A 12,122-nucleotide genomic window follows, 5' to 3' on the forward strand; every position below is an offset into this window, starting at 1 on the left:
TCAGCCTATTTGCAACAGTGCCTGAATACATGAGCAGCTAAATCACTCAAAGCCAGCATCTAAAACCATTTAACAAAATCTATGACTATTTTACTTTCCCTTACCTAATCGTCCTAGTGTATATCTTTTTTTTTGATTAGCTTATTCCTAAATCAAGTGACTTTAGGTAAGTATGATGAACGATATCCAATTTTCAGATTGCGCAAAGGCATGTATGAGCTGTTACCTTACCTGTGCCAGTTGTGCAAATGCCTGTCTAAAAGAAGAAAATCTGGAGATGATGCGAGAATGTATTCAGCGTTGTCTAGATTGTGCAGATATTTGTCAGCTCTGTGCTCGTATGCAGCAAAATGAATCTCCTTTTATGAAAGAAATTTGTGAGCTTTGTGCCAAGGCTTGTGAATACTGTGCAGATGAATGTAGCCAACATGAGCATCAACACTGCCAGCAATGTGCTGATGCTTGCCGTGAATGTGCCGTCGAATGTCGAAAAATGGTTGTCTGATAAATAAAAGAATTAGTTGAGTTTAGGATTTACTCAATGAATAGCCAACGTGTTAGTTGTTAGTGGGTCAAACCACTAACAACGGCACTGTTGCAAATAGGGATCTGAGTCGATGATTTTCCCTTCAAAAAAGCTTAGAGACCGAAAACTCTATTTACTAGCCAAACTTCTCCTAGAATATTACCGTTATAAAATAATGAAGCTTGTCCTTTGCGTAGAGCACGCATAACCTCAATTCCTTTAATTGTGGCATAAGCCGTTTTCATAGACTTGAATCCCAACGTAGCCTTGATGATCCGTTTGAGCTTGCCATGATCACATTCAATCACGTTATTCTTGTATTTAATCTGTCGATGGTCCAGGTCTTCAGGACACTTTCCTTCCTGTTTTAGTCGCGACAAAGCACGGCCATAGGTATGAGCCTTATCAGTGTTTATGACTCGTGGAATCTGCCATTTTTTGACATGATTCAAAATTTTACCAAGAAAACAATAAGCTGAATGGGTATTTCGTCTAGCAGAAAGATAGAAATCAAGAGTATGGCCACGTTGGTCAACTGCACGGTATAGATATGCCCATTTGCCATTCACTTTTACGTAAGTTTCATCCAGATGCCATAAATGTCGATCTGTAGGATTACGCCAATACCAACGTAAACGTTTTTCCATTTCTGGAGCATAACGCTGAACCCAGCGATAAATTGTGGTGTGATCAACATTCACTCCACGTTCAGCGAGCATTTCCTGAAGTTCACGATAGCTGATGCCATATTTACAATACCAACGAACAGCCCAAAGAATGATTTCACCTTGAAAGTGCCGACCGTGGAAGGGATTCATCTGCTGTATCTCGAAATAAATAAGATATTTAGCTTATCATGTCAGCCTATTTGCAACAGTGCCGTTTCTGGTTCAAAGCCTTCACCTTTTCCTTATTTATCTCTGACTTCTTTAATGTAAAAACCCAATCATGAAGACTGGGTTTTTACAATATTCATTGTACCTTTAACAGCACTTCATCGGTACAGCATAAAAGTGTTACTGACCTGGCAATGAGGCGCAGTATTTAATACCATCCAGCATTTATAAACTGCGCTGATTTACACGCTTGGACAACTCTTCAGCCGATTCCTTGCGTTCAGAATAACGATCAGTCAGGTATTTGCTTTGACCACGAGTCAGTAGAGTGAACTTAAATAACTCTTCCATGACATCCACAATCCGGTCATAGAAAGCTGAAGGCTTCATTCGTCCATCTTCTTCAAATTCCAAGAAAGCTTTCGGAATTGAAGACTGATTTGGAATGGTGATCATCCGCATCCACCGCCCCAAAATACGCATCTGGTTCAGGCTGTTAAATGACTGTGATCCACCACTGACTTGCATCAAGGCAAGGGTTTTACCTTGGGTAGCACGGATTGCTCCTCCTGCAAGTGGAATCCAGTCTATTTGTGATTTAAAAATGGAACTCATAGAACCATGACGTTCAGGTGAACACCAGACCATACCTTCAGACCATGCAAGAAGCTCATGCAGTTCTTTTACTTTTGGATGCTCAGTATCCGCATCTTCTGGCAAAGGAAGGCCCCACAAGTGATAGATACAGATAAAGCACACATATGGAGGTGCTTTGTCACGGTTAAAATGGGAAAGAAAATGTCCACCAGATCTTGAGCACAGGCAGGTTAAGTATAAAAATAACGTGATCGAATGTAATCATGGCAAGCTAAAGCGGATCATTAGGGCCACTTTAGGATTCAAATCGATGAAGACGGCTATGCCACATGCATCTATTCAGATGGCATTAAACACCGATGATGTACAGACGAAGTAGTAGCAGCCGATCCTACTAAAAGAATAGCAAACGATAAAAACAGCGATAAGCATGTTTTTAACCACTGCATAAAAATAGACCAAAAATTAAGCTTTTTTAGTTTTACAGATTCGAAAATAAATAGTAATAATTCATGAATAGTAGCCGAAGCTACCATTCATGAATCCAAATCATACTATTTTAAAAAACTAATTCGATGCCTGCACCATATTTCCATCCCTTTTCAGACTCTGTTGCCTCTTGCATAGAAGTGGCTTTCTGTCCTTTTTCATATTGGTAAGCAACATCAATGAAAGGTTTAATTCGCTTAGTAATCTCATATCGGGTTTTGATACCAGTTTTTAGTTCTGATAAACCTGATTTTGCAGCATAGTTAGAATCATCGCTAAATATTACATCTGCTTCGATATAAGGTTGAGTAATAAGTTTCTGAGTTAAAAGCAAATCACGTTCTAATTCAAAACTTGCTCCCCAAAAATTATTCTCACCGCCATAAAGATATGCTTGTGTTTCAAAGAAATAAGGAGCTAGACCTAATATACCAATAACCCCATCCACTCGATCGCTGCTGCTATTATTTTTATTTTCACTATATCTTACCCCAGCTTGTACATCCCAAAATGGGGCTACGTTACGGCTATAAAGTGCTGATACAGCATATTTTGGATCATTACTTTCTGACTTTTCCGAATTGGCTTCAATAAATAGACGATTTTCATCTGTTCCAATTAAAGTTTCAAACTTTGTTCCTAGGTTGCCCTTACCGTCTTCATCAACCATCCATNNNNTGCATGTGGATTTACTCCCTTCTCATTTACTTGGGACTGAGGAACAGTCTTTGTAGAATTACCATCTTCCACTTGAGCTACAATGAGTTTATTCATCATTCCTGCACTCATATGGTAAAGCAGGTGACAATGAATAGCCCACTCACCTAACTCATCAGCTGTGAGTAGAGTGGTTATCGTTTTCCCAGGTGGAACAATTACCGTATGTTTGTTTGGCATATTGCTTGGATCCTGACCATTCTCAAGCTGCATAAACATGCCATGTAAGTGCATTGGGTGAGCCATCATACTGTCATTGACAAATTTTAAGCGAATACGTTCACCATACTTCACCACTAGTGGGTCGGCTTCATTAAATTTTTTACCATTTATTGTCCAAATATAACGCTCCATGTTTCCACCAAGACGGATCTCTATTTCACGTTCAGCTGCACGAGTGTCTTTTTGAGGATCTAACGATTGCAAATCACTATATTGCAATGCTTTATTACCTTCAGGTGTTGAAGCATTTGCCCATCCAAATACGGTATTATCATTCTTGTCTGAAGCCGCCTTAACAGTAGCGCTATTCATCGGCATATCATGATCCATACCTTTCATAGAAGACATATCATGATCCATACCTTTCATAGAAGACATGTCATGATCCATTCCCATATCTTCCATAGTCAATAAAGAACGAGGACGAGGCTTAGGCATCTCAATTTGTTTTACAGGTGAGGTATTTTCATCATGTAAGGTTCCAACCGAAAATCCAGTACGGTCAATAGATTCAGCTTCGATTTGATAATGGGCTTGTTTCGGTTCAACAATGACATCATAAGTTTCAGCAGTACCTATACGGAACTCATCTACAGGAACAGGTTTTACAGGTTGACCATCGGCACTGACTACAGTCATTTTTAGGTTTGGAATGCGTACATCAAAAAATGACATTGCAGAAGCATTAATAAATCGAAGGCGAACTTTTTCTCCAGCTTTAAAATTACCGGTCCAGTTTTGCTGAGGCGTTTTGCCATTCATTAAAAATGTATAGCCTGTGACATCAGACATATCTGTTTTCAACATCCGCATCTGATTCCACATAGAGCGGTCTTGCCAAGTTGCCTTCAATCCATCACGTTTAACTTGTTTTAATACATCGAATACTGTTTCGCGGCGGTTCTGATAGTAGTCTGCTTCTTTTTTAATATTTTTCATAATTTGATCACTTGTCGAATTATGAAAATCAGAAAGCAAAACAACGTAATCTTTATCGGTTTTTTCAGCAGCTGTTAGTGGAGTTTTATCTTTAGGATAAATAACAAAAGCACCATATAAACCGTCTTGTTCTTGTCCTTTACTATGTGAATGATACCAATAAGTACCATTTTGGCGGACTTTAAACTTATATTCATAAGTTTTATTAGGGGCAATGCCATTAAATTTGTTAAATCCAGGTACACCATCCATAATTCCAGGTAATAATAAGCCATGCCAATGGATTGAAGAGTCCTGATTTTTTAACTTATTGTGAACACGGATAACGGCCTCATCACCTTCTTCAAATTCAAGAAGTGGTGCAACGAATTTACCATTAACGGTAATTCTCTTTAGCGGTTTTCCTGTGATATTTACAGTTTGTTCAGCGATTGTTAAATCATATTCTTTAACTGCCGCCATTACCCAAGTTGATGAAAATAAACCAACTCCAATTAAGAGTACATGACTTAACTTTTTTGACATTCTATCTCACCTTTAGAAAGGTCAAGATTGAAGTAATAAAGCAAATATTTAGTATAAACTTTAATACTTCTTTCTCGCTATTTATAAAATTATTTATTGCTACCAGGCATATTCATCTTTGAATGATCCATTTTAGAATGGTCCATATTCATCATAGAATGATCCATTTTTGACATGTCAGATGAGTTAGGAGACTGATGTTGACTATGATCTTGCTGAGTCTTGTCATCTTTTTCCATTTTACAAGGTTTTGTACAAGGTTTCTGTGCTTTTACCGTTTTAGTGGCACTTGAGGTTGATACATCTTTTGCCCAAGATTGAGTACCAGCAATTAAAGTTCCAGCACACATTAAAATTGTTAGACTACGACGCACTACAGTTTTCATAAGTTTCTCTAAAAGTTAATTTCTTGCTACTACAATAAAGTGAAGCACTGAACATCTAAGTGACTTGAAAATGACATTTTTGTAATCTATCTCGATCAGATGTTTTATAACGTTATTATAGTTTTAATGAATGACTTAGGATTCGGAAATGAGAATACTATTAGTTGAAGATGAACAAAAAACTGGTGATTATCTCAAGCAAGGTTTATCCGAAGCTGGCTATATTACGGACTGGGTTACAGATGGGTTAACGGGTAAACATCAAGCTCTTTCTGAAGAGTATGACTTAATTATTTTAGACGTGATGTTACCTGGACTAAATGGTTGGAATATTATCAATGATATTCGTAGCAGCGGTAAAACAATGCCCATTCTTTTTCTTACCGCCCGAGATCAAATCGAAGATCGAGTAAAAGGATTAGAGCTAGGCGCTGATGATTATTTAGTTAAGCCTTTTGCTTTTGCAGAGCTTCTAGCTCGAATAAAAACGCTCCTTAGACGAGGGCAACAAAGAGAAGATAATAATATTATTAAGATTGCTGATTTAGAACTTGATTTGAGAAAACGTCGGGTAACACGAGCAGGTCAACGCATTGATTTAACGGCTAAAGAATTCGCGCTTATGGAGCTTTTTATGCGTAGAAGAGGTGAAATTCTACCAAGAGCACTTATTGCATCTCAAATTTGGGATATGAACTTTGATAGTGATACGAATGTCGTTGAAGTCGCTATTAAACGATTAAGAAGTAAAGTTGACAGTAACTTTACTCCCAAATTAATTCAGAATATTCGAGGAATGGGGTATGTACTAGAGGTAGAGGATGAATAATAATTTATTCAGAGCGATCAGTTTCCGGATCGGTATCATTTTCTCATTATCTACTATTTTCATTCTAATTATTATGGGTTTGTTCATAAATAAATTAGTAATGCATCATTTTGAGACTCAAGACCGTACCCAATTAGAAGGTAAAATCCAGCTGATTCAGAATCTTATCCAACAGAATCCTAAAAACTCTCCAGAACTTAATCTTTATTTGAGAGACGCTTTAGTTGGACACCATGATCTTATGGTTCAAATAGAACGACCGACAGGTAAAGTTTTATTTAGTTCAGCACCTTCAACAATTAATACTCAACACTTAACCAAGTCAGCAAATAATTCATGGATTAAATGGAAAATTCAGGATAAGACTTATCGTGGCATGATCTACAACACGGATATAAACAAAAATACTGAGATACAATCTGTACGCATTATTGTGGGGATCGATACATCTGAACATCTACATTTTTTAAATGATTTTAAGCGTCAACTTTTTTACATTGGTTTAGCCGGTACGATTTGTTTAATGTTTTTAGGCTGGTTTGCAACCTGGAGAGGTTTAAGACCCGTGCAAAAAATGGCTAAGGTCGCAGAAGGCATTTCTGCCCAACATCTTTCAGAACGTTTAGAAGTTGAGCACACACCAACAGAACTAAAATCATTAGCAATTGCCTTCAATGATATGCTCGACAGACTAGAATCAGCTTTAGAAAGGCTTTCCGATTTTTCATCTGATTTAGCGCATGAAATTAGAACACCGATTAATAACTTAATGACTCAAACTCAAGTATGTCTTGCCCGTAACCGAGATATTGGTACTTATCAAGAAATACTATTTTCTAATTTAGAAGAATTAGAACGTTTGGCTCGAATGGTATCCAATATGCTTTTCTTGGCAAAAGCAGAACATGGCCTAAAATTACAGAACTTACAGAATATTGACCTGGTTAAAGAAGTTACAGCCTTATTTGATTTCTATGATGCGCTAGCTGCCGAAAAAAATATGACGCTTCAACAAACAGGATCTGGAAATGTCAAAGGTGATCCTGCTATGTTACGTCGAGCACTCAGCAATCTATTATCTAATGCAGTTAAATATGGAAATAAGAATTCTACAATACGCATAAAACTTCAACAGAATTTAGATAACACAATATTTTCAATTGAAAATGAAGGCCCTGAAATCTCTCCTGAACAACTATCCAGGTTATTTGATCGATTTTATCGAACAGATGCATCTAGACAAAGAACAGAAGAAGGAACCGGCTTAGGGCTCGCGATAACAAAATCTATTCTTGATATGCTTGGGGCGACCATCCAGGCTGAATCCCTCAATGGTCGAATCATTTTTACCATTGTTTTTCAAAGTGAATCCATGCAAGGGGAATCATTTTAACTCATTTTTTGAACATCTTCCATTTACCCGAGTTGACCTTACATAAAGCTCAAACTGAGAGCCAGAGCTACGCCAGCACCTATCATGGCAATTGTGTAGCCAAATATGATAGCTCGGCCAAACTGTGCCCCCCCCTGTCATCCATGCAATTGTCGCTTTGCTTAACATGTTGCTCAGTGTGGCTAGCCCTAGCGCGACAGCAGCCACATTTGTTGTTAAGCCTTCAGTACTATGCAGGCGGGCAAGTGAGACTAAAATAGCATCTACGTCTGCTAGCCCAGAAATAGTCGATAATACGAAGATGCCGCTGGTGCCCAACCATTGTTTTGCTGCCGGGACCAAGACTGCCATGACAGCCAGGAAAGCAGCGAAGCTGAATGCTGTCCCAAGATCAAAAGGAGCCATTGCTTCTATTGTTCGATCGTTGTTTTCAGCGCTGGTAATTTGGCGTTGTCTCCACAATGCCATACCCAGCAGAAGGATTCCCGCAATCATCATTGCACCACCAAAAGTGCTTAGCAATGCTGGCTCAATGACGCCTATCAGCACAACCATACGAAAAAACATGATGCCACAGGCAGCCAATGTTCCAGAAATAGCAGCACTGACCATGACGGGGTGCTGGCGTGTATAGCGTGCCAGTGCGACAGTTGCAGCTGTAGACGATGCCAAACCACCCAATAGACCTGTCCAGAATATGCCTCTTTCTGAACCGGTAAGCCGCATGGCAAAATGACCTGCCAGAGAGAGTCCGGCAATCAGGATCACTGCCCACCATAACTGGTAAGGATTTAATGCAGCAAAAGGTCCCAGACCCGTATTGGGTAAGTAGGGTAATATAACGACAGAAAGTACCAGCAACTGCAGGGATGCGGTTAATTCACGATGCTCTATCAAGCGTAGCCAACCGTGTAAGGTTGGCTTGAGATCCAAAAATACAGCGACGATTACAGCCGCGGTTAATGCTAAAGTAACATTGCCATGGGATGCATATGCACCTAAAACTAATGTCAACAGCATCGCAATAATTGTGGTAGCACTTAAATTACCGGAAATTTTTGCGGTACGAGCATAGGACACTGTTAGTAATAAGGAAAGCCCTAATACGGCCGCAACTAGCGGCCAAGCTCCGAAGTTTGGTTGTAAATGACCGAGCATTCCTCCGAGCAATCCTGTCAATGTGAAGGTACGTAGACCTGCTACTCGGCTGCCTTCTGGCAGTTCTCGATCCTGCCATCCTCGTTCTAAACCAATGAGCAGGCCGATGGCGAGTGCTGCAACCAGCCCTGATACATCTGGTGGAAGAAAGGAACTCTCTATCATAACTTTTTATTTCGCAGGCGAAGGGCATTGGTGATGACTGAAGCTGAACTCAAACTCATAGCCAAGGCGGCAATCATCGGTGACAACAACCAACCGGTAAATGGATATAGTACGCCAGCCGCGATAGGGATACCCAAAGCATTGTAAAGGAAAGCAAACATGAGGTTCTGTTTCATGTTGCCGACAGTAGCTTCCGAAAGTGAACGGGCAACAGCAATCCCTCGTAAATCTCCCTTGACCAGCGTAACTTGGGCACTATTCATTGCAACATCAGTCCCGGTTCCCATAGCGATACCGACATCAGCTTTAGCCAAGGCTGGTGCATCATTGATGCCATCACCAGCCATAGCCACGATGCGACCTTCCTTCTGCAATTTGCTGACCAGTTCTAGTTTATCTGCGGGTTTGACTTCGCCATGTACCTCATCAATGCCTAGACGTGCTGCGACTGAACGGGCAGTGGTGAGACCATCTCCTGTTGCCATCACGATACGTAGACCCGCTTCCTTCAGGGTGGCAAGTGCTTCTGGGGTATTTTTTTTGATGGGATCGGATACTGCAAGCAGACCGGCCAATTCACCATTGATGGCTAGATGCATCACACTTGCACCTTCCGAACGCAGCTCTTCGGCTTGCGGAATCAGAGATTGTACCGAGATACCCAATTGCTCCATCAGTGCTGTGTTGCCCAAAGCTAACTGACGATCGCCCACTTGACCTCGAACACCAATCCCTGAGCCCGATTCAAAATTATCTGGTGTTTCAAGAGACAGGCCACGTTCGTGTGCTGCGTTTACAATCGCTTCGGCTAGCGGGTGTTCACTGCCTTGATCAAGACTGGCGGCTAAACGTAATACTTCAGATTCGTCAAAATCTGATGCGGCAACTACACGATCGAATACAGGGCGTCCTTCAGTTAACGTACCTGTTTTATCGATGATTAGTGTGTCAATCTTGCGTAGATTCTCAATGGCTGCTGCATCACGGAACAGCACACCATGAGTAGCACCTTGACCCGTCGCAACCATGATAGACATTGGAGTTGCCAAGCCTAGTGCACAAGGACAGGCAATAATGAGTACTGCCACAGCATTGATTAATGCATAAACCCAGCTTGATTCTTCTGGGCCGAATAGTCCCCATCCAAAGAAGGTAAGCAAGGCAATGGTCACTACAGCCATGACGAACCAACCTGCTACCTGATCAGCCATACGTTGCATTGGTGCTCTCGATCGTTGAGCTTGCGCCACCATCTGTACGATCTGGGATAACATGGTACTTGAACCAATTTTCTCTGAACGCATGATCAATGAACCATTGGTATTCAGGGTAGCTCCAATGACTTTATCGCCGATACGTTTAGTGATAGGTAAAGGTTCACCTGTCAGCATCGATTCATCCACTGAACTACTTCCTTCAGTGATTACACCATCCACAGGCACTTTTTCACCTGGGCGAATTCTGAGTAAATCTCCTACATGGACATGCGTTAGAGGAACATCTTCTTCAGTTCCATCAGGCAGGATTCGGCGAGCTGTTTTAGGAGCGAGCCCAAGGAGTGACTTAATTGCAACAGAAGTTTGCGAACGTGCTTTTAACTCCAATATTTGTCCCAGTAGGGTCAATGAAATGATGACCGCTGAAGCTTCAAAGTAAACAGCGACACGACCCATGGAAATAAATGAGTCTGGGAAGATTTGCGGTGCAATGGTTGCGACCACACTATAAATAAATGCAGCTCCAGTGCCCAAACCAATCAGCGTCCACATGTTCGGGCTGCGATTCACAACCGATTGCCAACCCCGGGAAAAAAATGGCCAACCTGCCCAAAGTACAATTGGGAGTGACAACACCAGTTCAATCCAGCTCTGAACCGCCATATTGAACAGGTTCATTTGATGACCAAACATCGCCAAAAAAGTCACGATGATGGTCAATGGCAGTGTCCACCAGAAGCGTCGGCGGAAATCACGTAACTCCGGATTCTCATCTTCCTCTAATTCAGGAATGAGTGGCTCCAGTGTCATTCCGCATTTAGGACAGTTTCCAGGATGATCTTGNNAGTCTGATGATGCTGTGTATGTGCATCGGCAGTCGTCGTTGCGGGTTTAGCGATATATTGCACCGGGCTGCTATGAAACTTTGATTGACATTTATCACTGCAAAAAAAGTAAGTTTTCCCCTTAAATTCCTCATGGTATTTCGATTCTTCAGTGACGGTCATACCACAGACTGGGTCTTTCAGTACGTCTGTTGTAGCCTGTGCCATATGGTCCTGGTTATGATTTTTTTGATCTGACATAAATAATTCTCTTATGGTAAAGTGGTTTTATGGCCGAATTTTGGAATAAATCTCGGAGTCTGTTGAGCATAGCTGTCATAGACAGCGCCAAACTGTTTACTCATTTCAGCCTCTTCCTTAATTGCCAAGCGGCTGTACATTAAGAGTAGGATTGGAAACATAATCAGTGTCAGTAAAGTTGGCCATTGCAATAAAAAACCCAGCAAGATCATCACAAAAGCCACGTATTATGGGTGACGTATACGTGCATAAGGGCCTGTGATCGCTAAAGAATGCTGACGTTGCTCGTTGTACAGCACGTGCCATGACGTTGATAACAGGTAAAATCCATAGCCCAAGAAAACGTAACTGGCGATATGCAAAATGCCAAAATGTGGATCACCTTTTTCACCTAATAGCGTTGACCACAAGTGACCTGCATTATGAGAAAGTAAGTCAAGTTGAGGGAAGCGAGTTTGAAGCCAACCAGATAACAGGTAAATGGTTAAAGGAAAACCATACATTTCGACAAATAGAGCAATGATAAAAGCCGAAAAGACCCCAAATGTACGCCAATCGCGCGCAGTGGAAGGTCTAAAAAAACTGAAAGCGAACATGATAAAAACTGCTGAGTTAATGATAACCAGCGTCCATAAACCATAAGCCGATTCCGCATGATTCATGATGGATCTCCTGATAAGAGCTATTTTTTGTTATCAGATATATCGGATTTTTTTTGCTGCGAGTGGTTATGCCCATGACCACCATGCATAAAAATATGCATCAGTGGACACGCTAAAAGGAATAAATAAGGCAAAGCACCGATAACGTGGGCTAAATGTTCCGTTAATAGAAAATAAGCTGCGATACCACCCAGCACGATTAGACCAATGGCATAACGTGTAGACCAGAAGTTAGGTACTGAATTATTTTCTTGGTGTTGGTGATTCATGGTGCTTTCCCCTAATTCATGGGTAACTATTTAGTTGCTGACGGAGGCATACAGTCCATCATCATCTGCATCATGGATTGCATCATGTCCATACGTTTTTCCATCAT

The 12,122-nt window shown here is 40.9% G+C and carries 8 protein-coding genes and 6 pseudogenes; 4 read left to right on the forward strand and 10 right to left on the reverse strand.

Annotated features, from left to right (window positions below; all coding sequences use genetic code 11):
• The first annotated feature begins 175 nt into the window (after window positions 1-175).
• Complete coding sequence (locus B3J29_RS03565) at window positions 176-505, forward strand: four-helix bundle copper-binding protein (protein WP_026055492.1); 330 nt, start codon at window positions 176-178, stop codon at window positions 503-505.
• A 134-nt stretch (window positions 506-639) separates the two neighbouring features.
• On the opposite strand, the gene B3J29_RS03570 is transcribed toward B3J29_RS03565, so the two are convergent.
• The gene (locus tag B3J29_RS03570; protein ID WP_001067793.1) at window positions 640-1,344 is read right to left on the reverse strand and encodes an IS6-like element IS1007 family transposase; all 705 of its coding nucleotides are present in this window, start codon (window positions 1,342-1,344) and stop codon (window positions 640-642) included.
• 243 nt (window positions 1,345-1,587) lie between these two features.
• A complete protein-coding gene (gene arsH / locus B3J29_RS03575) occupies window positions 1,588-2,082 on the reverse strand; it encodes an arsenical resistance protein ArsH (RefSeq protein WP_010117055.1) in 495 nt (164 codons plus the stop codon).
• Between the two features lie 6 nt (window positions 2,083-2,088).
• On the opposite strand from arsH, the pseudogene B3J29_RS03580 reads away from it, so the two are divergent.
• Window positions 2,089-2,281, forward strand: a pseudogene (locus tag B3J29_RS03580) (DDE-type integrase/transposase/recombinase); the annotation flags it as partial.
• 16 nt (window positions 2,282-2,297) lie between these two features.
• On the opposite strand, the pseudogene B3J29_RS03585 reads toward B3J29_RS03580, so the two are convergent.
• The 4 genes and pseudogenes from B3J29_RS03585 to B3J29_RS03600 all read right to left on the reverse strand — a co-directional run.
• Window positions 2,298-2,495 (reverse strand): annotated as a pseudogene (locus B3J29_RS03585) (hypothetical protein); the annotation flags it as partial.
• A 23-nt stretch (window positions 2,496-2,518) separates the two neighbouring features.
• Window positions 2,519-3,121, reverse strand: a pseudogene (locus B3J29_RS03590) (copper resistance protein B); the annotation flags it as partial.
• Complete coding sequence (locus tag B3J29_RS03595) at window positions 3,088-4,851, reverse strand: copper resistance system multicopper oxidase (RefSeq protein WP_286964430.1); 1,764 nt, start codon at window positions 4,849-4,851, stop codon at window positions 3,088-3,090. The gene B3J29_RS03595 and the pseudogene B3J29_RS03590, both read right to left, overlap by 34 nt.
• A gap of 89 nt (window positions 4,852-4,940) precedes the next feature.
• Window positions 4,941-5,237, reverse strand: a complete 297-nt coding sequence (locus tag B3J29_RS03600) for a hypothetical protein (RefSeq protein ID WP_004760992.1) — start codon at window positions 5,235-5,237, stop codon at window positions 4,941-4,943.
• Between the two features lie 148 nt (window positions 5,238-5,385).
• Here B3J29_RS03600 and B3J29_RS03605 point away from each other — a divergent pair, with 148 nt between their 5' ends.
• A complete protein-coding gene (locus B3J29_RS03605) occupies window positions 5,386-6,066 on the forward strand; it encodes a heavy metal response regulator transcription factor (RefSeq protein ID WP_004663993.1) in 681 nt (226 codons plus the stop codon).
• Window positions 6,059-7,459, forward strand: a complete 1,401-nt coding sequence (locus tag B3J29_RS03610; protein WP_034171651.1) for a heavy metal sensor histidine kinase — start codon at window positions 6,059-6,061, stop codon at window positions 7,457-7,459. The genes B3J29_RS03605 and B3J29_RS03610 overlap by 8 nt, the downstream gene beginning before the upstream one ends.
• A gap of 38 nt (window positions 7,460-7,497) precedes the next feature.
• On the opposite strand, the pseudogene B3J29_RS03615 reads toward B3J29_RS03610, so the two are convergent.
• From B3J29_RS03615 to B3J29_RS03630, 4 genes and pseudogenes are all read right to left on the reverse strand, one after another.
• Window positions 7,498-8,782: pseudogene (locus tag B3J29_RS03615) on the reverse strand (MgtC/SapB family protein).
• Window positions 8,779-11,084: pseudogene (locus tag B3J29_RS03620) on the reverse strand (heavy metal translocating P-type ATPase). The pseudogenes B3J29_RS03615 and B3J29_RS03620 overlap by 4 nt, the downstream one beginning before the upstream one ends.
• Window positions 11,085-11,095: 11 nt before the next feature.
• Window positions 11,096-11,746, reverse strand: a pseudogene (locus tag B3J29_RS03625) (methyltransferase family protein).
• Between the two features lie 20 nt (window positions 11,747-11,766).
• A complete protein-coding gene (locus B3J29_RS03630; RefSeq protein WP_004695740.1) occupies window positions 11,767-12,015 on the reverse strand; it encodes a DUF2933 domain-containing protein in 249 nt (82 codons plus the stop codon).
• Window positions 12,016-12,122 lie beyond the last annotated feature (107 nt).

Origin of the sequence: Acinetobacter sp. UBA5984 (genome assembly GCF_002429925.1) — a bacterium.
Lineage (GTDB): Bacteria > Pseudomonadota > Gammaproteobacteria > Pseudomonadales > Moraxellaceae > Acinetobacter > Acinetobacter variabilis.